19 protein-coding genes are annotated in these 26,187 nt (G+C 71.3%); 7 read left to right on the top strand and 12 right to left on the bottom strand.

The window, feature by feature from the left end:
* The first annotated feature begins 20 nt into the window (after positions 1–20).
* From tgt to secF, 4 genes are all read left to right on the top strand, one after another.
* Positions 21–1,178: a tRNA guanosine(34) transglycosylase Tgt gene (tgt, locus tag LRX76_RS13660; RefSeq protein WP_231806134.1), complete on the top strand. Its 1,158-nt coding sequence runs from the start codon at positions 21–23 to the stop codon at positions 1,176–1,178.
* Positions 1,179–1,404: 226 nt separating this feature from the next.
* On the top strand, positions 1,405–1,755 hold the full coding sequence (gene yajC, locus LRX76_RS13655) for a preprotein translocase subunit YajC (RefSeq protein WP_231806132.1): 351 nt from the start codon (positions 1,405–1,407) through the stop codon (positions 1,753–1,755).
* A 57-nt stretch (positions 1,756–1,812) separates the two neighbouring features.
* A complete protein-coding gene (secD, locus tag LRX76_RS13650; RefSeq protein ID WP_231806130.1) occupies positions 1,813–3,666 on the top strand; it encodes a protein translocase subunit SecD in 1,854 nt (617 codons plus the stop codon).
* Between the two features lie 16 nt (positions 3,667–3,682).
* Entirely contained in the window at positions 3,683–4,654 is a 972-nt protein-coding gene (gene secF, locus LRX76_RS13645) for a protein translocase subunit SecF (protein ID WP_231806128.1), read from the top strand.
* Positions 4,655–4,760: 106 nt separating this feature from the next.
* Here the strand turns inward: secF and LRX76_RS13640 are convergent, their stop codons facing one another.
* A complete protein-coding gene (locus LRX76_RS13640; protein ID WP_231806126.1) occupies positions 4,761–6,239 on the bottom strand; it encodes an efflux transporter outer membrane subunit in 1,479 nt (492 codons plus the stop codon).
* A gap of 118 nt (positions 6,240–6,357) precedes the next feature.
* On the opposite strand from LRX76_RS13640, the gene LRX76_RS13635 reads away from it, so the two are divergent.
* The 3 genes from LRX76_RS13635 to LRX76_RS13625 all read left to right on the top strand — a co-directional run bounded on the left by LRX76_RS13635 (position 6,358) and on the right by LRX76_RS13625 (position 11,661).
* Positions 6,358–6,960, top strand: coding sequence for a TetR/AcrR family transcriptional regulator (locus tag LRX76_RS13635; protein ID WP_231806124.1), 603 nt, complete (start codon positions 6,358–6,360; stop codon positions 6,958–6,960).
* Between the two features lie 409 nt (positions 6,961–7,369).
* Positions 7,370–8,563, top strand: a complete 1,194-nt coding sequence (locus LRX76_RS13630) for an efflux RND transporter periplasmic adaptor subunit (RefSeq protein ID WP_231806122.1) — start codon at positions 7,370–7,372, stop codon at positions 8,561–8,563.
* A complete protein-coding gene (locus LRX76_RS13625; protein ID WP_231806120.1) occupies positions 8,560–11,661 on the top strand; it encodes an efflux RND transporter permease subunit in 3,102 nt (1,033 codons plus the stop codon). The genes LRX76_RS13630 and LRX76_RS13625 overlap by 4 nt, the downstream gene beginning before the upstream one ends.
* A 157-nt stretch (positions 11,662–11,818) precedes the next feature.
* On the opposite strand, the gene LRX76_RS13620 is transcribed toward LRX76_RS13625, so the two are convergent.
* From LRX76_RS13620 to LRX76_RS13570, 11 genes are all read right to left on the bottom strand, one after another.
* Positions 11,819–13,654, bottom strand: a complete 1,836-nt coding sequence (locus LRX76_RS13620) for a chemotaxis protein CheA (RefSeq protein WP_231806118.1) — start codon at positions 13,652–13,654, stop codon at positions 11,819–11,821.
* A 301-nt stretch (positions 13,655–13,955) separates the two neighbouring features.
* Positions 13,956–14,579 (bottom strand): protein phosphatase CheZ, encoded by a 624-nt coding sequence (locus tag LRX76_RS13615; RefSeq protein ID WP_231806116.1) that lies wholly within the window; start codon positions 14,577–14,579, stop codon positions 13,956–13,958.
* The gene (gene cheY, locus LRX76_RS13610; RefSeq protein WP_231806114.1) at positions 14,579–14,971 is read right to left on the bottom strand and encodes a chemotaxis response regulator CheY; all 393 of its coding nucleotides are present in this window, start codon (positions 14,969–14,971) and stop codon (positions 14,579–14,581) included. The genes LRX76_RS13615 and cheY overlap by 1 nt, the downstream gene beginning before the upstream one ends.
* A 190-nt stretch (positions 14,972–15,161) precedes the next feature.
* Positions 15,162–15,911 (bottom strand): RNA polymerase sigma factor FliA, encoded by a 750-nt coding sequence (locus LRX76_RS13605; RefSeq protein ID WP_231806112.1) that lies wholly within the window; start codon positions 15,909–15,911, stop codon positions 15,162–15,164.
* The gene (locus LRX76_RS13600; protein WP_231806110.1) at positions 15,908–16,792 is read right to left on the bottom strand and encodes a P-loop NTPase; all 885 of its coding nucleotides are present in this window, start codon (positions 16,790–16,792) and stop codon (positions 15,908–15,910) included. Before LRX76_RS13600 ends, LRX76_RS13605 begins: the two co-directional genes overlap by 4 nt.
* Positions 16,779–18,182, bottom strand: coding sequence for a flagellar biosynthesis protein FlhF (flhF, locus tag LRX76_RS13595; protein WP_231806108.1), 1,404 nt, complete (start codon positions 18,180–18,182; stop codon positions 16,779–16,781). The genes LRX76_RS13600 and flhF overlap by 14 nt, the downstream gene beginning before the upstream one ends.
* Positions 18,183–18,355: 173 nt before the next feature.
* Positions 18,356–20,443, bottom strand: coding sequence for a flagellar biosynthesis protein FlhA (flhA, locus tag LRX76_RS13590; protein ID WP_231806106.1), 2,088 nt, complete (start codon positions 20,441–20,443; stop codon positions 18,356–18,358).
* On the bottom strand, positions 20,440–21,570 hold the full coding sequence (gene flhB / locus LRX76_RS13585; RefSeq protein ID WP_231806104.1) for a flagellar biosynthesis protein FlhB: 1,131 nt from the start codon (positions 21,568–21,570) through the stop codon (positions 20,440–20,442). The genes flhA and flhB overlap by 4 nt, the downstream gene beginning before the upstream one ends.
* Before the next feature lie 392 nt (positions 21,571–21,962).
* A complete protein-coding gene (locus LRX76_RS13580; protein WP_231806102.1) occupies positions 21,963–24,887 on the bottom strand; it encodes a diguanylate cyclase in 2,925 nt (974 codons plus the stop codon).
* A gap of 111 nt (positions 24,888–24,998) precedes the next feature.
* Positions 24,999–25,790: a flagellar biosynthetic protein FliR gene (gene fliR / locus LRX76_RS13575; protein WP_231806100.1), complete on the bottom strand. Its 792-nt coding sequence runs from the start codon at positions 25,788–25,790 to the stop codon at positions 24,999–25,001.
* An 11-nt stretch (positions 25,791–25,801) separates the two neighbouring features.
* A complete protein-coding gene (locus LRX76_RS13570; RefSeq protein WP_231806098.1) occupies positions 25,802–26,071 on the bottom strand; it encodes a flagellar biosynthetic protein FliQ in 270 nt (89 codons plus the stop codon).
* Positions 26,072–26,187: the final 116 nt, after the last annotated feature.

Here is a 26,187-nt window from a genome sequence, read left to right as displayed (position 1 = left end):
TCCCAAATCCCGACCCCTCAATGTCCCGACTCCAGTTCCAGCTCCGCACCACCGATGGCCGCGCCCGCCGTGGCCAGCTGACCTTCCCGCGCGGCACCGTGCAGACGCCGACCTTCATGCCGGTGGGCACCTACGGCTCGGTCAAGGGCGTGCTGCCCGAGCAGATCCGCGAGCTGGGCGCGGAGATGATCCTGGGCAACACCTTCCACCTGTACCTGCGCCCGGGGCTGGAGGTGATCGGCGACCACGGCGGCCTGCACGGCTTTGCCCGCTGGGACGGGCCGATCCTGACCGACTCGGGCGGTTTCCAGGTGTTCTCGCTGGCGCACCGGCGCAAGATCACCGAGCAGGGCGTGACCTTCGCCGCGCCGACCGACGGTTCCAGGGTGTTCCTGGGGCCGGAGGAGAGCATGCGCATCCAGCAGGTGCTGGACTCTGACGTGGTGATGATCTTCGACGAGTGCACCCCGTACCCGGCGACCGAGGAGGTGGCGCGCCGCTCGATGGAGCTGAGCCTGCGCTGGGCCCGGCGCAGCCGCAACGCCCACGACGAGCTGGGCAACGACGCGGCGCTGTTCGGCATCGTCCAGGGCGGGGTGCATCCGGCCCTGCGCGACCGCTCGGCCGAGGGGCTGCAGGCGATCGGCTTCGACGGCTACGCCATCGGCGGGCTGGCGGTGGGCGAGCCCGAGCACGAGCGCAACGCCATGCTCGAGCACCTGCACCCGCTGCTGCCGGCGGACCGGCCGCGCTACCTGATGGGCGTGGGCCGGCCCGAGGACCTGGTGGAGGGCGTGTACCGCGGCGTGGACATGTTCGACTGCGTGATGCCCACCCGCAACGCCCGCAACGGCCACTATTTCACCGCCTTCGGCACGGTGCGCATCCGCAACGCCCGCTACGAGCGCGACCTCGACCCGATCGAGCCGGGCTGCGGCTGCTACGCCTGCCGCAACGGCTACAGCCGCGCCTACCTGCGCCACCTGGACCGCTGCAACGAGATGCTGGCGCCGATGCTGGGCACCCTGCACAACCTCTGGTACTACGAGAGGCTGATGGCCGACATGCGCGCGGCGATCGAGTCGGGAACCTTTGCCGCCTTCCGCCAGTCCTTCTATGCGGCCCGCGGCGGGAACCCCGTTCCCTCCGCGCCGGCCGAGGGGAACGGCCCGGGCTAGGCGCGTGGGCGGCGGAAGCCGCCCGGGTGCCCCGGTTCCGTGCCGCCCGGGCCGGCGGACGGGGCCGCCGGTGCCCGGCAGGTGCGGCGATGCGTCCCGTGGCGCCCCGCTTGGGCCTCCCGCGGCGACCTCGTGGCATAATCGTCGGCTTGATTTCCGCCTCCGGGCGGCCGCATGCACCGGTGCCCGCACAGGCGGGCCACCGACCAACCATAGGAAGCAACTGATGAACCTGCTCGATTTCCTGATTCCCGCCGCCCAGGCGCAGGCCGCAGGCGGCGGCCAGCCGGCCGGCGGCATGGGGCTCACCACGCTGCTGTTCCCGATCGTGCTGATCGCGGTGATGTACTTCCTGATGATCCGCCCGCAGATGAAGCGGCAGAAGGAGCACAAGGCGATGCTGGACAAGATCAACCGCGGCGACGAGGTGATCACCTCCGGCGGCATCGCCGGCGTCGTCACCGAGGTGGGCGAGAACTTCATCACCGTGGAAGTGGCCGACAACGTGCGCCTGCGCGTGCAGAAGGGCGCGATCGGCAACGTGCTGCCCAAGGGCACGCTCAAGTCCGCCGCCTGATCCAAGACTCCCCCCTACTGGGCGCGGTGCCGGGCCGGCACCGCGCGGGATTGCGCAATGCTCGAATTTCCCCGCTGGAAGTATTTCCTCATCCTTGCCGTGCTGGCGGTCAGCGTGCTGTACGCGCTGCCCAACATCTACCAGAAGGACCCGTCGGTACAGATCACCGCCAACCGCGGCGCGCAGATCGACGACGCCCTGCGTGACGGCGTGCTGGCCGACCTGAAGCAGGCCGGCGTCGACGCCACCTCGGTCAGCAAGGAGGGCGACAGCCTGCTGGTGCGGCTGCCCAGCCTGGATGCGCAGACCCGCGCCAACGACGTGCTGCGCGACAAGCTCGGCGAGAACTACGTCGTCGCGCTGAACCTGGCCTCGACCGTGCCGGACTGGCTGACCAACATCGGCGCCAAGCCGATGGTGCTGGGCCTGGACCTGCAGGGCGGCGTGCACTTCGTGCTGCAGGTGGACCAGAAGGCGGCGCTGGAAAAGCGCATCGACGCCTACGCCGAGGACATCCGCGTCACCCTGCGCGACAACCGCATCGCCTACCAGTCGGTGGAACGCCGCCCCGACCACAGCATCGTCGCGGTGCTGAGCCCGTCCGGCGGCGCCAGCGCCGCGGCGAGTGCGCGCGACGTGCTGGCCAAGTCGCAGCCGACGCTGAGCTACGGCATCGCCGGCAACCGCATCACCGTGACCATCCCCGAGAGCGAGCTGGCGCAGATCGCCTCCGGCGCGATCGAGCAGAACATCACCACGCTGCGCAACCGCGTCAACTCGCTGGGCGTGGCCGAGCCGATCATCCAGCGCCAGGGCGACGACCGCGTGGTCGTGCAGCTGCCCGGCGTGCAGGACACCGCCGAGGCCAAGCGCATGATCGGCGCCACCGCCACCCTCGAATACCGCGCGGTGGTCCCCGGCAACGCCCAGGACGCCATTGCCAGCGGCAACATCCCGGCGGAGGCCAAGGTCTACCGGATGCGCGATTCCGGCGCGCCGGTGCTGCTCAACAAGCGCGTCATCGTCACCGGCGACCAGATGGTCAACGCCACCGTCAGCACCGACCAGAACGGCCTGCCGGCGGTCAGCGTCACCCTGAACAACGCCGGCGGGCAGAAGATGTTCGACTTCACCAGCGCCAACGTCGGCAAGCCGATGGCGGTGGTCTACACCGAGCGCATCCCCACCGTGAACATGGTGGATGGCAAGGAGGTGCGCAGCTTCCGCATCAACGAGGAAGTGATCTCGGTCGCCAACGTCAATGGCGTGTTCGGCAAGCAGTTCATCACCACCGGCCTGGAGAAGACCGAGGCCGACAACCTGTCCAAGCTGCTGCGCGCCGGTTCGCTGGCCGCGCCGATGGACTTCGTCGAGGAGCGCATCGTCGGCCCCAGCCTGGGTGCGGAGAACGTCGAGCGCGGCGTCACCGCGGTGCTGTACGCGTTCGTGTTCACCCTGGTGTTCTTCACCGTGTACTACCGCATGTTCGGCGTGATCACCTCGCTGGCACTGCTGATGAACCTGCTGATCGTGGTGGCGGTGCTGTCGCTGTTCGGTGCCACGATGACGCTGCCCGGCTTCGCCGGCCTGGCGCTGTCGATCGGCCTGTCGGTGGACGCCAACGTGCTGATCAACGAGCGCATCCGCGAGGAACTGAGGCTGGGGTTGACGCCCAAGGCCTCGATCGTCGCCGGCTACGAGAAGGCCTCGGGCACCATCCTCGACGCCAACCTCACCGGCATCCTCGCCGGCGTGGCGCTGTACGCCTTCGGCACCGGTCCGCTGAAGGGCTTCGCGGTGACCCTGATCGTCGGCATCCTGGCGTCGATGTTCACCGCCATCACCGTATCGCGTGCGATTGCCGTGCTGGTCTATGCACGCCGCAAGAAGCTCAAGTCCCTGGCCGTCTGACGGGAGAGAACGAACGATGAAACTTTTCCCGTTGCACCTCATTCCGAACAACACCAAGTTCGACTTCATGCGCACCCGGCACATCGCCGTGGCGCTGTCGCTGCTGGTGCTGTTCGCCTCCATCGGCCTGATCGTGGTCAAGGGCTTCAACTACGCGCTGGACTTCACCGGCGGCACCGTCATCGAGGCGCGCTTCGAGAAGCCGGCCGACGTGGACGGCGTGCGCGAGCGCCTGGAGCGGGCCGGCTACGGCGGCGCCCAGGTGCAGAACTTCGGCAGCGGTGCCGACCTGCTGGTGCGGCTGCAGCCGCACGGCGAGGAGACCAGCAACAACGCCGAGGCCAACAACCGCGTCGCCCAGGAGGTGCTGGCCGCGATCTCCACGCCGGACAACCAGGCCACGGTGCTGCGCAACGAGTTCGTCGGCCCGCAGGTGGGCAAGGAGCTGGCCCGCAACGGCCTGTACGCCGCGATCTTCGTGATCGTCGGCTTCCTGATCTACATCGCGTTCCGCTTCGAGATGAAGTTCGCCATCGTCGCCAGCATCACCACGCTGTTCGACGTGGTGGTCACCGCGGCGTATTTCTCGCTCAGCGGCAAGGACTTCGACCTGACCGTGCTGGCCGGTTTGCTGTCGGTGATGGGCTTCTCGATCAACGACACCATCGTGGTGTTCGACCGCGTGCGCGAGAACTTCCGCAGCCTGCGGGTGGAGCCGCTGGAGGTGATGAACCGCTCGATCAACCAGACGCTGTCGCGCACCATCATCACCTCGCTGGTGTTCTTCCTGTCGGTGCTGGCGCTGTATCTGTACGGCGGCGGCTCGCTGGAAGGGCTGGCGCTGACGCAGATGATCGGCTGCGTGGTCGGCACCCTGTCGTCGATCTTCCTGGCGTGCCCGCTGCTGACCATGGGGCCGCTGAGGGTGACCAAGCAGGACCTGCTGCCCAAGGCCAAGGACGTCGAGGCGCTGGCGCGGCGGCCCTGAGCCGGCGGGTATCCATCGCCACTGGCTGGACCGGGAAAGCCGCGCATTGCGCGGCTTTTCCTTTGGCCGCCTGCACGCCGGATGTGGACGGACTCGGATCGCCGGGTCAGTGCGCCGGCTCCAGGCTGGCGCCGCCCACCGCCTTGTGCAGCGCGACTACCGCCAGCGCCTGCTGCTCGGCGGCGTCGGCGCCGCTCATCTGCGCCTGGCGCAGGGCGATGCCGGCGTCGAGGGTGTCGAACCGGCTGGCCATGCCGCGCCGGTACAGCATGTCGGCATGCTCGGCGGCGCGCCGGGTGGCCTGCAGGCGAATGGCCTCCTCGGCGGCTAGGCGGCGTCCGGCCTCGACCGCGGCCAGCGCGTTCTCGGTTTCCTCGATGCCTTCGAGCACCGCCAGGCGGTAGCCTTCGATCGCCGCGGCCAGTTCGGCCTCGCGCGCATTCACCACGGCACGGCGCGCACCCCAGTCCAGCAGGGGGATGCTGATCGACAGTCCCGCGGTGGCATTGCTGGCGTGCCCCGGCAGCGGCGTGCCGACCAGGTTGCCGCTGGCGATCAGGTCGCCCGCCAGGCTCAGGCGCGGGTAGAGGTCGGCGACGGCAATGCCCAGTTCCGCGCCGGCCTGCGCGACCGCGTGTTCGGCGCGCTGGATCTCGGGCCGGACACGCAGCAGGTCGGCCGGCAGCAGCGTCAGGGAGAGGTGCTCCGCCGACGGCTGCGGAGCCGGCTGCAGCAACTGCGGATCGACCGTGGCCTGGCCGGTCAGCACGGCGATGCGCTGGGCGGCCTGCCGGATGGATTGCCCCAGCAGGGGCAGCTGCGCCGCCGAGCCGGCGGCAGCGGCCAGGCTGCGGTCCACCTCCAGGTCGCTGGCGATTCCGGCGTCGCGGCGTTCGCGCGTCAGCGCGACCAGCCGGTTCTGGTCCTCCAGGTTCAGCGCCAGCAGGGCCTGGCGGCGCTGCGCGGCACGCAGTTCGACGTAGCTGCGCACCACCTCGGCCACCACCGATACCCGTGCCATGCCCGCGTCGGCCAGGGCGCCATCGGCCGCCGCGCGCGCGGCATCGCCGGCGGCGGCCGCGCGGCCGAACAGGTCGATCTCCCAGGCGGCATCGAAGCCGGCCTGGTAGTAGCCGCTGGCGCGGGCTTCCTCGCGCAGCAGCGGCGTGCCGTCGGCGCGCAACTCGCTGCGATTCAGGTCGATGTTGCCGGGGCCGGACAGGCGCTGCTGGCGGTGGCCGCCGGCGTTGGCGTCGAGCCGCGGAAAGCGCTGCGCCAATGCGGGCCGCACCATCGCCCGCGCGGCGCGCAGGCGATGGCCGGCCTGGGCCAGCGACAGGTTCTGCGCCAGCGTGCGTGCGACCAGGGCATCGAGCACCGGATCGTCGAAGCCCGCCCACCATCTGGCCGGGTCGGTGCCCGGGGTATCCGGCACGGCGTTACGGTTGCTCCATTGCGCCGCGACCGGCTGTACCGGGTCGGGCAGGGGGCCGAGCGAGACGCAGCCGCCCAGCAGGCTGGCGCCGGCCAGCAATGCCAGCGGCCAGGCCGCGCAGCGGAAGCGGGCAGGGGGCCGGTAGTCCATTGTCTTGTCCTTTCGTTCGTCGTCGCTTGACACGCGGCACGTCGGGCAAAATAATAGATTAAGTAGTTAGTCTAGTAAATAAGCAGGCAGGGCCAGCGCCCTGGATACGGAGAACGCGATGAGAAAAGTCGACCCGGCAAGGCACGAGGCCAAGCGCCGCCAGATCATCGAGGCGGCGCTGTCGTGCTTCGCGCGCAAGGGCTTCCACGGAACCTCGACCAACGAGATCTGCGCCGCCGCCGGAATGAGTCCCGGCAACCTGTTCCACTACTTCCCGAACAAGCAGGCGGTCATCGCCGCCATCGCCGAGGACGACCGGCGCGAGATGGTGGAGCGCTTCGCCGGCCTGGCCGGGCAGGACGATGTCGTGGCGGCCATCGAGCAACTGGCCGGCGAGCTGCTGCAGCAGTCGGCCGATCCGGTCTATGCGCGCATCAGCATCGAGATCGCCGCCGAGGCCATGAGCAACTCGGAGATCGGCAAGCTGTTCGCGGCCAACGAGGCGCGGGTCAAGGCGGACCTGGTGGCACTGCTCGAACGCGGCATCGCCAGGGGGCAGGTCGATCCGGAGCTGCAGCCGGAACTGGCCGCCACCTGGCTGATCGCGCTGGCCGATGGCGCGGTGGGCCGGGCCCTGATGGATGCCGACTTCGACGCCGCGAGCCATGCCCCGGTGCTGATGCGGATGATCCGCCGCTTCCTGGCGCCGTCTCCCGGCTAGGAACGCCGGCTCCCGGCCGCTGCCGGACCTTGTCCCGATCACCCACGGCACCGACCCGACAGCGGTGCCGCAGGTATCGCCGTGCCTGTCGAAATCCAGGGGAATCCCATGCAAAGCGCAGTCCCCCTTGCTGCAACGTCTCTCATCACGGAACAGCGATGGGCAAGTTCCCTTCTCCCGCTTGCGGGGGAAGGTGGCGCGGAGCGCCGGATGGGGGGCTTTTGCTCTGGCTTTCCCATGCTCCAGGCAACCCCCATCCGTCCTTCGGGCACCTTCCCCCGCAAGCGGGAGAAGGGAGATCCGGGGTGTTTCGATGTGATGAACAGACAGCCGCCGCTGTCGCCTTGCCCCGATTGCTGGCGGACCCACTTGCGCCCGGAAGCAACCGCTTCCTTTCCGAGCTATGCCGATGAATCGTTCCCGCGTTTCCCTTGTTTCCAGGATTCCACCCCGGCTGCGCCGCTGGCTGGTGGCCGTGGCGCTCGCGCTGGCGGCCCTGGTACTGGTCGTCCGCGCCTGGTCCGGCAAGCCGCCGGCAGCCGCCGCCGAGGCGCCATTGCAGGTCGGCACGGCCACCGCCGCGCCGGCGACGCTGGCACGTCCATTGCACCTGAGCGGCGTCCTGGTGGCGCGCGAGGACATCGCCATCGGCACCGCGCTGCAGGAGCAGCGGGTGGCCGAGGTGCATGCCGAGGTCGGTGACGTGGTGCGGCGCGGCCAACTGCTGGCGCGGCTGGAGGCCGACGGCGTGCAGGCGCAGCTGCGGCAGGCCGAGGCCGCGCTGGCGCGTGCCCGCGCCGCGCTGCGCCAGCAGCAGGCGCTGGACGAGGAAGCCCGCGCCAGCCTGCAGCGCATCGAGCCGCTGGGCCGCTCGGGATCGGTCAGCGCGCAGCAGGTCGACGAGCAGCGCGCCCGCGCCGCCGCGGCCACCGCCAGCCTGCAGGCCGCGCGTGCCGAGATGGAACAGGCGCAGGCGCAGGTGGCCGACAGCCGCAGCCAGCGCGGCAAGGCCGACATCCTCGCGCCTGCCGATGGCGTCATCGCCGCACGCACGGCGCGGGTCGGCGCCCTGACCGGCGCGGAGCCGCTGTTCCGGCTGATCCAGGACGGCGCGATCGAATTCGACGGCGAGGCGTCCGCCGCGGAGCTGGCGCTGCTCGCCCCCGGCATGCCGGTGCGGGTGGCAGTGGACGGCTTGCCGGCCGACCTCGACGGCGAGGTCCGGCTGCTGACGCCCGAGGTCGATGCGCGTACGCGGCTGGGCCGGGTACGCATCGCCCTGCGCCGCGCCGAGGGCCTGCGCGCGGGCGGCTACGCCGAGGCCCGGCTGGCGCTGCCGCCGCTGGTGCTGGCGCTGGCATTGCCTGCGCGCGCGGTGGCGGTGGCCGCCGACGGCGAGGCCTCGGTGATGCGGGTCGACGCGGCCGGGCAGGTGACGCGGCGCGTGGTGGTGCCGGGGCGGCGCGGCGGCGGCGTGCTGGAGATCCTCGCCGGCCTGCAGCCCGGCGAGCGCGTGGTGCTCGACGCCGCCGCCTTCGTGCACGAGGGCGACGTGGTTGCGGCGGCCGCCGCCAGCGGCGCCGCGGAAGGACGCACGCCATGAACCTGTCGTCGTGGGCGATCCGCCGGCCGATCCCGACCCTGGTGCTGTTCCTGGTGCTGGCCGTTGCCGGCTGGAGCGCCTTCGTCAGGTTGCCGGTCAACGCCAACCCGAGCGTGAGCTTCCCCGTCGTCACCGTCAGCATCGCCCAGCCGGGCGCGGCTCCCAGCGAACTGGAGAACGCGGTGACGCGCCGGGTCGAGGCGGCCATCGCCGGCCTGGCCGGCATCCGCCACCTGAGTTCGAGCGTGGCCGATGGCGTCTCGGTCACCACCGCCGAGTTCCAGCTGGGCATCGATCCGGACCGCGCCAGCAACGACGTGCGCGAGGCGGTGGCACAGGTGCGCGGCGACCTGCCGCCGACCATCCTGGAGCCGGTGGTCGCGCGCGTGGACGTGGAAGGCGGCGCGATCTTCCACTACGCGGTCAGCGCCCCCGGGCGCAGCCCGGCGGAGCTGTCCTGGTTCATCGACGACACCGTGAGCCGTGCCCTGCTGGCCGCGCCGGGCGTGCAGCAGGTGCAGCGCCTGGGCGGGGTGGGGCGCGAGATCCGGGTCGAGCTGCGGCCCGAGCGCCTGCAGGCGCTGGGTATCACCGCCGGCCAGGTCAACCAGCAGCTGGCGCAGTCCAACATCGACGTGCCGGGCGGCCGCGCCACGCTGGACGGACGCGAGCAGGCCATCCGTACCCTGGGCGGCGCCGCCAGCGTCCAGGCGCTGGGCGAGCGCCCGATCGCGCTGCCGGACGGAGGCCGGGCCAGGCTGTCGGAACTGGCGACGGTCAGCGATGCCAGCGCCGAGCCGCGCACCCGGGCCCGGCTCGACGGCCGCGAGGTGGTGGGCTTTGCCGTGTTCCGCAGCCGCGGCTCCAGCGATACCGTGGTCGCCAAGGGCGTGGAGTCCGCCATCGCCGGGCTGCAGCGCAGTCATGGCGACGTGCGCATCGAGCAGGTCGCCACCACCGTGGACTACACCCGCGCCAGCTACCGGGCGGCGATGAGCGCGCTGCTCGAGGGGGCGGCGCTGACCGTGCTGGTGGTGATGCTGTTCCTGCGCAACTGGCGCGCGACGCTGGTGGCGGCGATCTCGCTGCCGCTGTCGATCCTGCCCACCTTCGCGGTGATGCTGTGGCTGGGCTACACCCTCAACAGCATCACCCTGCTGGCGCTGACGCTGGTGGTCGGCATCCTGGTGGACGACGCCATCGTCGAGATCGAGAACATCGACCGCCACCTCGACCGCGGCAAGCGCCCGTTCCAGGCCGCCATCGACGCCGCCGGCGCGATCGGCTTCGCGGTGGTGGCGATCACCGCCACCATCGTCGCGGTGTTCCTGCCGGTGAGCTTCATCGGCGGCAACATCGGCCAGTACTTCAGCCAGTTCGGTGTCACCGTCTCGGCGGCGGTGCTGGCGTCGCTGCTGGTCGCGCGGCTGGGCACGCCGCTGCTGGCGGCCTACCTGATGCAGCCCAGGGACGGCGGCCGCGGCAGGGCCGAGGCCGGGCCGCACGGGCTGCTGGCGCGCTACCTGGGCCTGCTGGACTGGGCGCTGCGCCATCGCCGCGCCACCCTGGTGGCCGGCGCGGCCTTCCTCGCGGTCTCGCTGGCGCTGGTGCCGCTGCTGCCCTCGGGCTTCCTGCCGGTCAGCGACCGCGGCCTGTCGCAGCTCGACGTCAGCCTGCCGCCGGGCACGCCGCTGGCGCAGACCGATGCGCGCCTGCAGGCCGTCGCCACGGCGATCGGCCGGCGGCCGGAAGTGGCGGCGGTGTTCGCCAGCGCCGGCGGCGAGGACGTCGCCCGCGGCGAGCTGCTGATCCGGCTCAAGCCCGCCGGGCAGCGCCGGCTGGGCCAGAAGGAGTTCGAGCAGGCGCTGCGGCGGCAGCTGGCCGGCTTCGCCGACATGCGCTTCGCCTTCCGCGGCGAGAACGCCGCGCGCGAGCTGTCGGTGATCCTGGTCGGCGACGACCCAGCGGCCCTGTCCGGCGCCGCGCATGCCCTGCGCCGGCAGATGCGCGACCTGCCGGGAGTGGCCAACGTGCAGGTCGAGGAACCGCTGCCGCGCCCGGAACTGCAGGTGCGGCCGCGCCTGGACGAGGCGGCGCGCGCCGGGGTCTCGCCGCTGGCGATCGGCACGGCGCTGCGCATCGCCACCGTCGGCGACCTCGACGCCGACTCGGCGCGCTTCGACTTCGCCGAGCGCCAGGTGCCGGTGCGGGTGGCGCTGGCCGGGTCGGCCCGCGACGACCTGGACACCCTGCGCCGCCTGCGCGTGGCCAGCGACGACGGCGGCAGCGTGCCGCTGCATGCGCTGGCCGAGCTGCGCTTCGGCGAAGGCCCGTCGCGCATCGAGCGCTTCGACCGCCAGCGCCGCGTCTCGGTCGACGCCGACCTGGTCCCGGGGTTCACCCTGGGCCAGGCGCTGGCCGGCATCGACGCGCTGCCGGCGTTGCGCGCACTGCCCGCGGGCGTGCGCCAGGTCGAGTACGGCGATGCGGAGTACATGGCCGAGATGTTCGCCAAGTTCGGCACCGCGATGGGCTTCGGCGTGCTGATGGTGTTCGCCGTGCTGGTACTGCTGTTCCGGGACTTCCTGCAGCCGCTCACCATCCTCGTCGCGCTGCCGCTGTCGGTGGGCGGTGCGATCGGCGCGCTGCTGCTCTACGGCGCGGCGCTGGACCTGCCGGCGGTGATCGGCATCCTGATGCTGATGGGCATCGTCACCAAGAACTCCATCCTGCTGGTCGAGTTCGCCATCGAGAAGCGCCGCGCCGGGATGGCGCGCACGCCGGCGCTGCTGCAGTCCGGGGCCGAGCGTGCCCGCCCGATCATCATGACCACCCTGGCGATGGCGGCGGGCATGCTGCCGGCGGTGTTCGGCGGCGGCGCCGACGCCGGCTTCCGCGCGCCGATGGCGGTGGCGGTGATCGGCGGCCTGCTCACCTCCACGCTGCTCAGCCTGGTGTTCGTGCCGGTGGTGTTCGCCTGCATGGACGACCTGCGGCAGTGGCTGGCGCCGAAGCTGGCACGGCTGACCTCGGTGACGGCGCAGGACCGGCAGCAGGCGGAGGCCCGTGCGCAGGAGCGGCAGGCGGCATCGTCGTGAGGCGGGATTCCGGCGGGGAGGGGGCGGCCGATCGGGCACTGCGGTGGGGGAGCGGTCGCAGGAGCGACTTCAGTCGCGATCGGGCTCCACCGGGAAAGCCTTATCGCGACTGAAGTCGCTCCTACAGGTCGCTCTACAGGTCGCTCCTGCGGTCGGGCTAGCCGCGCAGCCCGTCCACGTCCAGGATCAGCGCCATGCGGCCGTCGCCGATCAGGGTGGCGCCGGCGTAGCCCTTGAGCCCGCGCAGCGACTTGGGCAGCGGCTTGATCACCACTTCCTCGCGGCCGCGGACCTGGTCCACCACCAGGCCGAAGCGCGATTCGCCGGCCTGCAGCACGACGATGGTCAGCAGCGCGGTGGTGGTCGCCGGCACGCCCATCCATTGCCGCAGGTCCACCAGCGGCAGGGTGTTGGACTGGCGGTCCAGCACCGAGCGGCCGTCGAACCAGCCCAGCGACCTGTCGGGCGCATGCAGCACCTCGACCACGCGCGCCAGCGGCAGCGCGTAGACCGGATCGCCGGCCTGCACCAGCAGGGTCGGCAGGATCGCCAGGGTCAGCGGCACGCGGATCAGGAAGCGGCTGCCGCGGCCGAGCTCGGACTGGATCTGGATCTGTCCGCTCAGCTCGCGGATGCGCGACTGCACCACGTCCATGCCGACGCCGCGGCCGGAGATGTCGGTGACCTCGGCCTTGGTGGAGAAGCCGGGCAGGAAGATCAGGTGCAGGCATTCCTCGGTGGTCAGCCGCGCCGCCGCCTCGGCGTCGATCAGGCCCTTCTCGCGGGCCTTGACCCGCAGCCGCTCCGGGTCGATGCCGGCGCCGTCGTCGCGCACCTCGATGCTGACGTAGTCGCCTTCCTGCTGCGCCGACAGCCGCACCTGGCCGACCCGCTGCTTGCCGGCGGCCTCGCGCAGGGCCGGCGTCTCCACGCCGTGGTCGATGGCGTTGCGCACCAGGTGCACCAGCGGGTCGGCCAAGGCCTCGACCAGGTTGCGATCCAGCTCGGTCTCGGCGCCGACCAGTTCCAGGTCCACTTCCTTGTCCAGCGAGCGGGCGACGTCGCGCGCCACCTTGGGAAAGCGCGCGAACACCTTGCCCACCGGCTGCATGCGCGTGCGCATCACCGCCGACTGCAGGCGCGCGGTGGCGATGTCCAGGCCGCTGACCGCGCGGTCCAGTTCCTCGTCGCGCAGGCGCGCGCGCAGGGTCTTGAGGCGGTTGCGCGAGAGCACCAGTTCGCCGATCAGGTTGACGATGGCGTCCAGCCGCTTGGTGTCCACGCGCACGGTGTGCTCGGCCTCGGCCGGCGGCCGCGGCGGCGGCCTGGGCGAGGGAGCCGCGGGCCTGGCCGGCGCGGGGGCAGGGGCGGGGGCCGGCGCCGGGGCATGCGCGCCCGGTGCGGCGGCACCGTGGATCTGGTCCAGCAGCGCCTCGAATTCGTCGTCGCTGATCTCGTCGCTGGGCTTGGCCGCGGTGGCGGGTGTGGCGCCGCCGGGCTTGCCGTGCAGTTCGTCGAGCAGGGCCTCGAACTCGTCGTCGCTGATGAGTTCGCTGTCCGCGGCCGGGGACGCCGGCTTGGCGGGCACCGGCGCGGGCGACGGCGCGGCTGGGGCGGCATGGGTGCCGAACTGGGCGATCAGGTCGGCGGGCGCAGCCTGGGGTTCCTCGCCGGCGGCGAAGGCGTCGAGCATGGACTGCAGGTAGTCCAGCGAACGCTGGGCGGCGTCGAAGTGGTGCGGCTGCAGCTGGACCTGGCCGGCGCGCGCCTGCCCCAGGGTGTCCTCGGCGGCGTGGCACAGCTCGACCATGGCGTGGATCGACAGGAAGCCGGCGCCGCCCTTGAGGGTGTGAAAGCCGCGGAACACCGCGTTGAGCTGCTCGCCGTCGGTGGGCGCCTGCTCCAGCGACACCAGCTGTTCGCCGAGGCGGTCCAGGATCTCCTGGGCCTCGACGATGAAATCGGCGGCGATGTCGTCGGGTATGGCGCTCATGGTCTAGGGCCTGCCGACGCTGTTGGAGCACACCACGTCGCCGCGTGCGGCCGCGCTTGCGCGCGGTGCTGTTTCATCACTCGGTGGTTTGTCGACATGGATTTCCTCGTTCTTGCTTGCCCCGCATGCACACGCGTACGGCGTGGCCTGTTCCGACCTGGTTGCCGCGATGGCGCATCCTGCTGCGTCGCAGCGCCGAGCCTGCCCGGCTGGCGCTTTATCGGCACCGCCCCCAGCCGAGCGGGCTCGGCGCTACGACGGGGCATCTGGGCAATCAGGATTCCCATGGCGTCGGCAGGCCCTACAGTCCCAGCCCGGAGAGCAGGGCGTCGGCGTCGTCCTGCGATACCGCGTGGCGGTCCAGCCCGGCCACGGCGGGGCCGGCCAGCTTGTTGCCCGGTTCCGGTTCCTTCGGCGGCAGGCCGAGGGCGCCGAAACCCTCGTGCACCCGGCGCACGATGCCGGCCACGCGGCGGATGATCTGCCCGGTGAGGTCCTGGTAGCTCTGGGTCAGCGCCATCTCGGTGAGGTTGTGGCGGATCTGCTCCAGTACGGCGTCCTGCGCCGGTTCCAGGCCGTCCGCGCGCAACTGCGCGGTCAGCGCGCGGCATTCCTCGGCCAGGTCCAGGGTGCGGTGGGTGGCCTGCTCGGTCATCTCCACCACGTGGTCCAGGCGCGAGCAGGCATCGTCCAGCTCGCCGGCCTCGTCCGGCACCGTGGGCAGTTCGCCCAGCGCCTGGCCCAGCTCGCGCGCGAGCCGGCTCAGCCCCTGCATCATCGGGCGCGTGCGCCAGGCGGCGAGGGTGTCGATCTCGCGGCGCCAGCCGGCCTCGTCGCCGCGTTCGAGCGCGTCCAGCGCGCCCTGCAGGCGTTCGACCAGCGCGACGCGTTCCTGGGCGAGGGTGTCCTGGTTGACGGTGTCCATCATGCGGTTGCCGCCAGGCGTTCGAAGATCTTGGCCAGCTTCTCGGACAGCGTCTGCGCGGTGAACGGCTTGATGATGTAGCCGTTCACGCCGGCCTGCGCGGCCTCGATGATCTGCTCGCGCTTGGCCTCGGCGGTGACCATCAGCACCGGCAGGGTCTTGAGCTTGTCGTCGGCGCGGATCGCGCGCAGCAGCTCGATGCCGGTCATGCCGGGCATGTTCCAGTCGGTGACCACGAAGTCGAAGGGTGCCGAGCGCAACGCCGCCATCGCGCTGTGGCCGTCCTCGGCCTCGGCGGTGTTGCTGTAGCCCAGGTCGCCGAGCAGGTTCTTGACGATGCGGCGCATGGTCGAGAAGTCGTCGACGATCAGGATACGCATGTTCTTGTTCACTGTTTTTCAGGCTCCTGGGTTTGTGGGGCTGGGATTCGGGATCGGGGATTCGCAACAGCGGGTCCCCGCGGGCGGTGAGAACACTGCGCCGGGAGCGTCGAGGACATCGACGAAGAGCGGGCACAGACCACCGGGCCGGGCCAGGCTGGCCGCCTTTGCGAATCCCCGATCCCGAACCCCGAGTCCGCTCTCATTCTTCCTCCGCCACGCCGGCATCGGCCAGCTCGAAGGCCTTGAGGCGGCCGCGCAGGCGCACCACGGCCTGGCCGTGGATCTGGCAGACGCGCGATTCGCTGACGCCGAGCACGGCGCCGATTTCCTTCAGGTTGAGTTCCTGCTCGTAGTACAGCGACAGCACCAGCTGCTCGCGCTCGGGCAGCAGGCCGATGGCCTTGCCCAGCTCGCGGCCGAACTCGCTGCGCTCCAGCATCTGCTGCGGATTGGGGCCGCCCTTGCTCGGCGTGTCCAGCTCGCCATGGTCCTCGATGCGCGACTCCAGGCTCAGCACCTGGCCGCGCGAGGCATCCTCCATCAGTCGCAGATACTCGGGCAGCGGCATGTCCAGCGCGGCGGCGACCTCGTTGGCCGAAGCGGCGCGGCCGCTGGCCTGCTCGATCCTGCGGATCGCCGCGGCGGCGTCGCGGGCGCGGCGGTGCACCGAGCGCGGCACCCAGTCGCCGCGGCGGATCTCGTCGATCATCGAGCCGCGGATGCGGATCGAGGCATAGGTCTCGAACGAGGCGCCCTGTTCGGAGTCGTAGCTGCGCGAGGCCTCGATCAGGCCGATCATGCCGGCCTGGATCAGGTCGTCCACTTCCACGCTGGCCGGCAGCCGCGCGGCCAGGTGGTGGGCGATGCGGCGCACCAGGTCGGCGTGCTGGGTGACGATGTCGTTGCCGTGGTTGCGCTGGACGGCCTTGTACTGGGCGGCGGCGTTCATGCGGCCACCCCGCGCTGGATGATGCGCTCGACGAAGAACTCCACGCCGCCGCGCGGTGCGCTCGGCGCCTGCCAGCGCGCGGTGCGGCGGGCGATCTCGGCGATGGCCTTGGCCGACGGGCTGGCCGGGTAGGCCTTGACCACCGGCTGCTGGCGCTGCACCGCCAGCCGCAGCCAGTCGTCCTGCGGCACGCAGCCCAGGTAGTTGAGCGAGACGTCGCCGAGGAACTTCTCGCACACGCGCGAGAGCTTGTCGTACAGCAGCCGGCCCTCGTTGAGGTCGCGCACCATGTTGGCCACGATCTGCACCCGGTCCACCCCGCGCTCGCGCGAGAGCACCTTGATCAGGGCGTAGGCGTCGGTGATCGAGGCCGGCTCGTCGCACACCACCACCACGGTGTCCTGCGCGGCCTGGCAGAAGGTCAGCACGCTGTCGGTGAGGCCGGCGGCGGTGTCGATGACCATCACGTCCAGCTCGCGCTCCAGCTCGGAGAACACGTTCACCAGGCCGACGTTCTCGGCCGGCTTGAGCTCGGCCATGTGGCGGCGGCCGGAGGCGGCCGGGGCGATCAGCAGGCCGCCGGGACCGACGATCAGCAGCTCTTCCAGGGTGCAGCGCCCGGCGACCAGGTCGGCCAGGGTGAAGGTGGGGGTCAGGCCCAGGATCACGTCGATGTTGGCCAGGCCCAGGTCGGCGTCCAGCAGCAGGGTGCGCTTGCCCATCTCGGCCAGCGCTACCGCCAGGTTGGCGGAGATGTTGGTCTTGCCGACGCCGCCCTTGCCGCCGCTCACGGCGATGGTCCGCACCGGGCCAAGGGGCTCGGTACGGGTCGCCGACAGCGGGAAGGTGGTGGTCAGCTTGGCGTAGTCACGCGACGGCATGGTTCTGCTCCGGAGTACTGGGCTTATCGGCAGCGCGCCGCAAATCTTCAAGGCGCAATACGAGGCTGGCGGCATTGGCGCGGTGCAGGTCCTGCGGCACGTGCTGGCCGTCGGTGACCCAGGTGATCGGCAACTGGTGGTCGACCACCACCGACAGCGCGCTGCCCAGGCGGCCGGTCTCGTCCAGCTTGGTCAGCACCACGCCCTGCGGCCGGGCGCCGGCAAACCGGCGCGCCACTTCGTCCAGGTCGGCGAAATGGGCGTTGGCCGGCAGCACCAGCAGCGAGGTGACCTGGCGGGCGGCGCGCAGCCAGCCGAGCTGGGCGGCCAGGGCGCGGTCGCGCTGGCCCATGCCGGCGGTGTCGATCAGCACCAGCTTGTAGTCGGCCAGGCGTTCGAGCAGGGCGATCAGGCCGGCGTCGCTGTCGGCCTCGTGCACGGCGATGCCGAGCTGGCGGCCGTAGCTGTGCAGCTGCTCGCGGCCGCCCACGCGCAGGATGTCGGTGGTGACCAGGGCGATGTCGCGCGCGGAGTGCTTCTCGGCGAAGCGCGCGGCGAGCTTGGCGATGGTGGTGGTCTTGCCGGCGCCGGTGGGGCCGATCAGGGCGATCACGCCGCCGATGTCGAGCGGATCGACTGGGGCGATCGGCAGGCGCTTGGACAGCAGCCCGAGCATCAGCCCGCGCCCGCGCGGCAGCGGGGTGTCGGCGGGGATCTGCAGGGCGACGTCGCGGGTGAGGCCGGCGTCGAAGCCGTAGTCGTCCATCAGGGCCAGCGCCTGCGCGCGCACCGGCGAGCCACGCAGGCGCTCGTCGGTGAGGCGGTTCATCTCGCGCTCGATCATCTGCCGCATCAGCGCCAGTTCCTCGCGCAGCTGCGTCAATTGTTCGTCGTTCTGCGGCGCCGGCAGGGCCGCGGCCGGGACTGTCGCCAGCGCGGCCGGCGCCGCAGGCGGGGCGGGAGGCAGCGACTGCGCCAGCTTCTGCGCGAAGCTGTGCACGATCGCGGCCGGCGCCGGGCCTGGCTCGGCGGCGGGCCGGGCCAGGGGGGCGGAGACCTGTTGCGGCGGCGTCGCCGGCGCCTGCAGCGCCGCGGCGGGCTGTTCCTGGCGGCGGCCGATCGCCTGGATCATCGCCTCGGCAGGCGAGGGCGCGGCGGTGCGCAGCGGGGCCGCCGCGGCCGCGGGAGCGGAAGCGGACTCCGCGGCCGGCGGCTGGGCCGCCTGCAGGGCGCGCTGCACCAGGTCCTCGTCGTAGTTGCTGGCGGCGACGATCTCCACGCCCTCGGCGGTGCGGCGGTTGGACAGGATCACCGCGTCGGGACCATGTTCGTCACGCACCATGCGGAAGGCGGTGCGCATGTCGGGGGCTACGAAGCGCTTGATCTTCATGGCTGGGAGCCGGGAATGGGGAATCGGGAGTGGAGAATCGGGAAAAGCCGGGCCACGGCGAGTGCTGGCCTTCGGGGGATCCTGCCTGTGTTCGTTGCGACCATCGTTCTCTCTCCTCTAAGGGGAAGCCGCTCTTGCGATTCCCCACTCCCGATTCCCGATTCTCGGCACGATCAACTGATCGTCCCCACCAGCTTCAACCGCTTGTCCTCAGGCACCTCGCTGTAGGCCAGCACCGACAGCGAGGGCACGCTGTGGCGGACCAGCCGCGACAGCGCTGCGCGGACCTGGCCCGGCACCAGCACCACGGCCGGCTCGTTCCTGGCCTCCTGGCGGCTGACGCAGTCGGCCAGGCTCTGGTGCAGGCGCTCGGCCAGCCCGGGTTCCAGCGCGGCGCCGTTGCCCTGGGTGCTGTCCTGCAAGACGCGTTCCAGTTGCGGCGCCAGGGTGTACACCGGCAGTTCCGGCGACATCCCGGCGATCTCCTGGACGATGAAGCGGCCCAGCGCGGTGCGCACGGCGGCGGTGAGCACGGACGGGTCCTGGCTCTGCGGCGCGTTCTCCACCAGGGTCTCGGCGATGCGGCGCAGCTGGCGGATCGGGATCTTCTCGATCAGCAGGTTCTGCAGCACCCGCACCACCACCGACAGCTGCAGGGCCTTGGGGGTGAGGTCCTCGACCAGCTTGGGCGCGCTCTTGGCCAGGGTGGCCAGCAGCTGCTGCACCTCCTCGTGGCCGAGCAGTTCGGGCGCGTGCTCGCGGATCAGGTGCGACAGGTGGGTGGCGACCACGGTGGCCGGGTCGACCACGGTGTAGCCCATAGACTCGGCCTGGGCGCGCTGGTGCGGCTGGATCCACACCGCGTCCAGGCCGAACGCCGGGTCCTTGCCGGCGATGCCGTCGATCGGGCCGAGCGCGCCGCCCGGGTCCAGCGCCAGCTCGCGGTCGGGATGGATCTCGGCGCTGGCCACCGGCACGCCCTGCACCAGCAGGCGGTAGCCGCTGGCCGGCAGTTCCAGGTTGTCGCGGATGTGCACCGGCGGGATCAGGAAGCCGATGTCCTGGGTGAGCTTGCGGCGCACGCCCTTGATCCGCGCCATCAGCTCGCCGCCCTGGTTCTTGTCCACCAGCGGGATCAGCCGGTAGCCGACCTCCAGCCCGAGCGGATCGATCGGGCGCAGCTCGTCCCAGCTCAGCTCGGCGCTGGCCTGCGCGGCCGGGGCCTGCGCCTGCGCGTCGGCCCTGGCCTTGTCGGCCGCTGGCGCCTCCACGCTGCGTTTCCACATCTTCCACGACAGGAAGCCGAGGATCGCCGCCAGCGTCAGGAAAGCGACGTTGGGCATGCCCGGCACCAGCCCGACCAGGCCGAGGATGGCCGCGGCCACCGCCAGCGCGCGGTGCTGGCCGAACACCTGGCCGATCATGGCCTGGCTCATGTCCTGCGAGCGCGAGGCGCGGGTGACCAGCAGCGCCACCGCCGAGGACACCAGCAGTGCCGGCAGCTGCGCGACCAGGCCGTCGCCGATGGACAGCAGGGTGTAGGTCGTGGCGGCCTGGCCGAACGGCATGCCGTGCTGGAGCATGCCCACCGCCATGCCGCCGAGCAGGTTGATGAACAGGATCAGGATGGCGGCGATGGCGTCGCCGCGGATGAACTTGCTGGCGCCGTCCATCGCGCCGTAGAAGTCGGCTTCCTCGCGCACTTCCTCGCGCCGGGCCTTGGCTTCCTCGCGGGTCAGCAGGCCGGCGTTGAGGTCGGCGTCGATGGCCATCTGCTTGCCGGGCATGGCGTCGAGGATGAAGCGCGCGGTCACCTCGGACACGCGCCCGGCGCCCTTGGTGATGACCACGAAGTTGATGATGGTCAGGATCGCGAACACGACGATGCCGACGGCGTAGTTGCCGCCGATGACGAACTCGCCGAACGAGGCGATCACCTTGCCGGCGGCCTCGTGGCCGTCCTGGCCGTTGAGCAGGATGACGCGGGTGGAGGCCACGTTCAGCGCCAGCCGCAGCATCGTGGTCATCAGCAGCACGATCGGGAAGATGGTGAACTCCAGCGGCCGCTTCACGTACAGCACCGCCAGCAGCACCATCAGCGAGATGGCGATGTTGAAGGTGAACAGCGCATCGAGCACCGGCGCGGCCAGCGGCACCACCACCATGGCCAGCATCGCCAGCACCATGATCGGCGCGCCCAGGCCGTGGCGCACCATGTCCAGCAGCTTGCGCGCGTTCAGTTGCGTGGGTTGGCTGCTCATGCGCCGCGCTCCTGGCCGAACTCATCCAGCTCGATGTCCGGCAGCGACGGCATCGGGCCGCCGTTCCAGCCGCGCAGCTGGTAGACGTAGGACAGCACCTGGGCCACGGCCGAATACAGTCTCACGGGGATTTCCTTGCCGAGTTGGCCTTCCCGATACAAGGCGCGTGCCAAAGGCGGCGCCGAGACCACCGCCACCCGGTGCTGCTCGCCGATCTCGCGGATGCGGAAGGCGATCTCGTCCACGCCCTTGGCCACCACCTTGGGCGCGCGCATGCTGCCGCCCTCGTACTTCAGCGCCACCGCGTAGTGGGTGGGGTTGACCAGCACCACGTCGGCGCTCGGCACCGCCTCCATCATCCGCCGCTGCGACAGCTGGTGCTGGATCTGGCGGATGCGGCCCTTGACCTCGGGGCTGCCTTCGTTCTCCTTCATCTCGCGCTTGAGTTCCTCGCGCGTCATCTTCAGCTTCCGCAGCCAGTTCCACTTCTGGTAGGGCGCGTCGATCGCGGCCAGCAGCGCCATCGCCCCGGCGGTGGCCAGCAGCACGGTCATGGTGAAGGCCAGGCCGTGGGCGGCGGCGGCCTCGAGCGGCTCGTTGACCAGAGCCCGCAGCCGGTGCATGCCGTGCCAGATGCACAGCCCGGCGGCGAGGCCGACGAAGACCACGCGCAGCAGCGACTTGACCAGCTCGGCGATGCCTTCCGGGCCGTACAGGCGCTTGATGCCGCTGAGCGGGTTGAGCCGCTTCGGGTCCGGCACCAGCGACTTGCTGGAAAAGCGCAGCCCGCCCATCGCCGCCGGGGCGACGAAACCGGCCAGCAGGCATACGCCGATCAGCGGCAGCATCACCCACAGCAGTTGCAGCAGCAGGCTGCCGACGTGCCCGAACAGCGCCATCGGGGTGTGCCGCAGCTGCGGATCCGGGGACAGCGCCTGCCGCAGCCAGCCGCCGGCGCCGCGGGCCAGCGTGCCGGACATCGCCATCAGCGCGAACACGCCGGCGGTGAACACCGCGGCGGTGGCCAGCTCGCGCGAACGCGGGATGTTGCCCTGCTCGCGCGCTTCGCGCAGGCGTTTCTCGGTGGGCTGTTCGGTGCGTTCGCCGGCTTGTTCGTTCTCGGACATCGCGCTTGCAGGGCAGGGGGCCACGGCGACGATGCAAGCGGCGTGCCGCGATGGCGCGAAGCCGGGGCGGCAGCCATGGCTAAGGACCCGTGCGCCGGCCGGGCGAGGCCGAGCCAGGGCTACCGCCCCACGCGTCCGTCGCACGGGGTGCATGCCGGGCGACCGGGTGCGGGGACTGCGACGGCAAGGCTTGGCCCGGGTGAGCGCAGCGCACCCGGGACCCCGATCACCCCGGTGCGCTGCGCCTGCCCGGGCTACGGGGCCGCGGCATCCATGCGCCCCTGCGCTTGGCCATCGTGGTCCCCGTGAAATCGGGGAGCCAGCGACTCTGGCGCGATCCGGACGGACGACACCGGGGCCCCGTCTTGGCGTTTTCGGGAGTGCTGCCCCTCTCAGGCCGAAGGGGCCGGCGATTCCAGCTCGATGCGGTTGCGGCCCTTGTGCTTGGCGCGGTACAGCGCCTCGTCGGCGCGCGCCAGCAGGTGCTCCAGGGTCTCGCCGGGGCGGTACCAGGCCACGCCGACGGAGCAGGTCACTTCCAGGACCTTGTCGTCGATGACGAAGGGGGTGGAACTGATGGTCTGGTGCAGCGCGTTCAGGCGGCTCCCGGCGCCGGGGGAGAGCCCGGGCAGCAGCGCCAGCAGCTCCTCGCCGCCGTAGCGGCCGATGCGGTCGGAGCCGCGCAGCCCGGCGTTCAGGCGCTTGCCGATGCGCGCGAGCACCGCGTCGCCGGCCAGGTGGCCGTAGCGGTCGTTGATCTGCTTGAAGTAGTCCAGGTCGATCAGCACTACCGCCAGCGGCCGGCCCTCGGCACGGGCCACCTCGATTTCCGCCTGCATCGCCTTGAGGATGCCGCGCCGGTTGAGCAGGCTGGTCAGTTCGTCGTGGTGCGCGGTGAAGGACAGCGCCGCGCGCGCGGCTTCCAGTTCGGACTTGTCGCGTTCCAGCTCGGCGGTGCGCTCGGCCACGAGCTGTTGCAGCTCGCGCTCGCGGGCCAGCAGGTGGCGGGTGCGCCAGCGCAGCAACAGCAGCACCAGGCCGGCAGCGGCCAGCGCGTACAGCAGCCAGGCGAAGCGGCTGCGCCACCAGGGCGGCAGCAGTTCGAAGGACAGCGTGGCCACGTTGCTGACGCTGCGCTGCTGCTCGTCCATCGCCTGCACTTCCAGCAGGTAGCTGCCGGGCGCCGGCAGGTTGTAGGTCAGGTGGTTCTGGGTGCTGCGGGACCATTGCCATTGCAGCCCGCGCAGGCGGTAGCGGAAATGGGTGCGGCCGGGGCCGGTGACCGAGCCGGGCAGGCTGAAGTCCAGCTCCAGCGGCGCCTCCCCCCACAGCAGCTTCTGGCCGTCGTGCACCGGCTGCCCGCCGCGGCGCACGTTGGCGATCTGCACCCGCAGCGGCGCGATGGCGAACATCTGCAGCGGATCGGTGAACTGGCTCACCCCCTTGCTGTTGCCGATCCACACGCTGCCGTCGCCATCCTCGAAGAACGCGCCCTCGGAGGTGTCGTCCCACAGCAGTCCCTCGTTCTGGGTGACCCGCACCCAGCGGCCGTCGCGATACACGTCGATGCCCAGGCTGCTGCCCACCCACAGCCAGCCGCGGCTGTCGTGGGCGAGCACGTAGGGCATGATCCGCGAAATCAGCGGGTCGCTGACGCGGTGCAGCGGCAGCGCGCCATCGGCCCTGAGGTTGCCGCGCCACAACCCGGCGGCGGCCACCGCCAGCCAGGCCGACCCGTCCTGCGCGATCGATATCCGGGTGAACTCGCGACTGGGCAGCTGGGCGTGCACATCCACCCCGTGCCATCGATCGCCGATCCGGCGGAACAGCCCGGCGCTGCCCAGCGTCCACGGCCGGCCGCCGCGGTCCAGGGCGATGTCGTTGAAGGCGGCATCGGGCAGCTGCGGCTCGCGCAGCGGCACGGTGGCCCCGACCGGGAGGCTGTACATGCCGCGGCGGGTGGCGATCCACAGCGTGCCGTCGCCGGCCACGGCCAGTTTCAGGATGGCGCCGGGCAGCGTGGCCACCGCCGAGGTGCCGCCGTGGCGCGGGTCGCGGCGCAGCAGCCTGCCCGAGGTCTCGCCCAGCCACACCGTGCCGTCGTCCTGCCGGGCCATGCGCAGCAGCTGCTTCAGCGCCGTGCCGTCGTCGGCGGTCCATGGCCGCATGCGGCCGCCGGCCGGATCGAGCCGGTTGCCGCCGCCGTCGCTGCCCAGCAGCAGCTCGCCGTCCAGACTGCGCAGGATGGCCCAGGTCGGCGCCATCGCCAGGCCCTGCGATTCGTCCCAGTGGCGGATCTGGTCGTAGCCGAGCCAGCGCTGGATGCCCAGGCCGCGGGTGCCGATCCACAGGTGGTTGGCCTGGTCGACCAGGATCGGGCCGATGTTGGGGGCCAGGCCGCTGCCCGGGCCGTGGACGAAGGCCTGCCAGTCCTGGCCGTTCCAGCGCAGCAGGCCTTCGTCGCTGCGGGTGAGGACGCGGCCGCGGGCATCGGCGGCCAGGTTGGTGCCGCTGACATGCGCGCTCAGGGTGCTGCCCGGCGGCGGCGGGTGCAGCCGGAAGCGGCTCTCGCCCAGCGGGCGCGACAGTACATGGTGGAGGCCGCGCACCCACAACGTGCCCTGGCGGTCGATGAAGAAGGCGACCCAGCGGTCCGCCGGCACCCCGTCGTCCGCCCCGAGGCGATGCAGCACGCCCTGGTCGTCGCGCCGGCACAGGCGTTCGCCGCAGCCCATCCACAGCGTGTCGTTGTGCGCGAACAGCGCATTGAAGCGCTCGTCCGCGGCGGCGCCGTCCAGCGGCAGCGGCGCGATCTCCCAGTCCCCGGCCTCGTCGGGGCGCACCTGCAGCAGTCGCTGGCGGCTGACCACGGCGACGCCGCCGCGGTAGGCGGCGATGTTGTTGCCCAGGTCGATCGACAGGTGCTCGCGCTGCGCGTCGATGCGGCGGAAGCGGCTGCGCTCGCGCAGGTACAGGCCGTTGACGCTGCCCACCCACATGCGTCCGGCGGCGTCGGCGGCGATCGCGGTGATGTTGCTGTCGACGCCGGAGGTCTGGTCCACCCGCTGGAAGCGTTCGCGGTCGTAGCGGTGCAGGCCCAGTTCGGTACCGGCCCAGATCACGTGCTCGCCGTCCTCGAACAGCGCGGTGATCGACAGTCCCTGCAGGCCGTCGCCCTGCGCGTAGTTGCGGAAGCTGTAGGTCTGCGCCCGCAGCGGCCACGCCGACAGCAGCAGCCACAGCGCGATGAACGCAAGCCAGGGCCATGCCGCTGGAGGGAAGGAGGGGTCACCCGGTTGGAGGAAGGGTGCAGTCACTAGTCGGGGTAAGCGCTTCTCGGAATCTGGAGCCGTGAAAGTCGTTAATGCCGCATGTGTGGTATCGGCTGCAACGGGCCGCGACTTGAACCGGAGCATGCCATGCGCCGGCTACATCGTGACCTGGCGCGCGGCGTCGAAGGCGGCGTCGAACATGCGTTGCACCGGCGGGCCGATCTCGCTGGACAGCATCGCCAGCAGGAACAGGCCCAGCAGCAGCGCCACCGGCAGGCCGAGCTGGATCGGGTTGAGCGCCGGCGCGGCCTTGGCCAGCACGCCGAACGCCAGGTTCACCGCCAGCATCGCCACCATCACCGGCAGCGCCAGCAGCAGGCCGCTGCGCAGCACCTGCAGGAAGAAGGTCGGGGCGATCTCGGCGAAGGCGTGCAGGTCCGGCAGCGCGGTGCCGACCGGCAGCGCCCGGTAGCTGTCTACCAGCAGCTGCACCAGCGCCAGGTGGCCGTTGGCGGCGAAGAACAGCAGGCCGAAGCCGATGTAGAACCATTGGCTGACCACGCCCGAGCTGGTGCCGCGCAGCGGATCGGTCATCTGCGCGAACGACAGCCCGGTGCCCTGCGAGATCAGCTCGCCGGTCAGCGCGCCGGCCTCGAAGATCAGCTTGAGCATGAAGCCCATGCTGGCGCCGACCGCCAGTTCGCGCGCCACGCTCAGCACCACCGCGGCATCGAAGCCGTTCCAGTCCGGCACCGGCGGCAGCAGCGGCGCCAGCGCCAGCGCCAGGGTGGCGGCCAGCAGCACCCGTATCCGCACCGGCACCGCGCGGGTACCGATCAGCGGCATCGCCATCAGCAGCGCGCCGATGCGCAGCATCGTCCACAGCACCGCGCCGATCATCGCGAAGGCGCGCTGTCCGTCGATGACCATCTGCGTGGCGGCGTCCATGGGCGGGCGCCTCAGCCGATCAGGTGCGGGATGCGCTGGTACAGCGCGGTGGTGTACTCGACCAGGTAGGCCACCAGCATGCTGCCGGTGGCGAACAGCACCACGGTCAGCGCCACCGCCTTGGCGATGAAGGCGATGGTCGGCTCGTTGAGCTGGGTGGCGGCCTGGATCACGCCGACGACGATGCCCACCACCAGCACGGCGATCAGCATCGGTCCGGCGACGTACAGCACGGCGACCAGCCCGCCACGCAGTTCGGTAAGGGCAAGTTCGGGACTCATGCGCGGGTCGAGGCAAGAAGCGTGCCGCGACCGCGGCAGGCGCGGCGCGGGCGGCGCGCGAGGCCGATCGCGGCATTCGATCGGCCTATGGCAGCGATCGCAACTAATGAATTCAC

Origin of the sequence: Stenotrophomonas sp. MMGLT7, from assembly GCF_021168555.1 — a bacterium.
GTDB lineage: Bacteria > Pseudomonadota > Gammaproteobacteria > Xanthomonadales > Xanthomonadaceae > MMGLT7.
The sequence above is the reverse complement of the archived record's forward strand: the minus strand, read 5'-3'. Positions and strand labels throughout refer to the sequence as shown.

Excerpts from the sequence above, each read along its gene's own strand:
- tgt (WP_231806134.1), top strand. The coding sequence starts at position 21 with ATGTCCCGACTCCAGTTCCAGCTCCGCACCACCGATGGCCGCGCCCGC.
- yajC (WP_231806132.1), top strand. The coding sequence starts at position 1,405 with ATGAACCTGCTCGATTTCCTGATTCCCGCCGCCCAGGCGCAGGCCGCA.
- secD (WP_231806130.1), top strand. The coding sequence starts at position 1,813 with ATGCTCGAATTTCCCCGCTGGAAGTATTTCCTCATCCTTGCCGTGCTG.
- secF (WP_231806128.1), top strand. The coding sequence starts at position 3,683 with ATGAAACTTTTCCCGTTGCACCTCATTCCGAACAACACCAAGTTCGAC.
- LRX76_RS13640 (WP_231806126.1), bottom strand. The coding sequence starts at position 6,239 with ATGGACTACCGGCCCCCTGCCCGCTTCCGCTGCGCGGCCTGGCCGCTG.
- LRX76_RS13635 (WP_231806124.1), top strand. The coding sequence starts at position 6,358 with ATGAGAAAAGTCGACCCGGCAAGGCACGAGGCCAAGCGCCGCCAGATC.
- LRX76_RS13630 (WP_231806122.1), top strand. The coding sequence starts at position 7,370 with ATGAATCGTTCCCGCGTTTCCCTTGTTTCCAGGATTCCACCCCGGCTG.
- LRX76_RS13625 (WP_231806120.1), top strand. The coding sequence starts at position 8,560 with ATGAACCTGTCGTCGTGGGCGATCCGCCGGCCGATCCCGACCCTGGTG.
- LRX76_RS13620 (WP_231806118.1), bottom strand. The coding sequence starts at position 13,654 with ATGAGCGCCATACCCGACGACATCGCCGCCGATTTCATCGTCGAGGCC.
- LRX76_RS13615 (WP_231806116.1), bottom strand. The coding sequence starts at position 14,579 with ATGGACACCGTCAACCAGGACACCCTCGCCCAGGAACGCGTCGCGCTG.
- LRX76_RS13605 (WP_231806112.1), bottom strand. The coding sequence starts at position 15,911 with ATGAACGCCGCCGCCCAGTACAAGGCCGTCCAGCGCAACCACGGCAAC.
- LRX76_RS13600 (WP_231806110.1), bottom strand. The coding sequence starts at position 16,792 with ATGCCGTCGCGTGACTACGCCAAGCTGACCACCACCTTCCCGCTGTCG.
- flhF (WP_231806108.1), bottom strand. The coding sequence starts at position 18,182 with ATGAAGATCAAGCGCTTCGTAGCCCCCGACATGCGCACCGCCTTCCGC.
- flhA (WP_231806106.1), bottom strand. The coding sequence starts at position 20,443 with ATGAGCAGCCAACCCACGCAACTGAACGCGCGCAAGCTGCTGGACATG.
- flhB (WP_231806104.1), bottom strand. The coding sequence starts at position 21,570 with ATGTCCGAGAACGAACAAGCCGGCGAACGCACCGAACAGCCCACCGAG.
- fliR (WP_231806100.1), bottom strand. The coding sequence starts at position 25,790 with ATGGACGCCGCCACGCAGATGGTCATCGACGGACAGCGCGCCTTCGCG.
- LRX76_RS13570 (WP_231806098.1), bottom strand. The coding sequence starts at position 26,071 with ATGAGTCCCGAACTTGCCCTTACCGAACTGCGTGGCGGGCTGGTCGCC.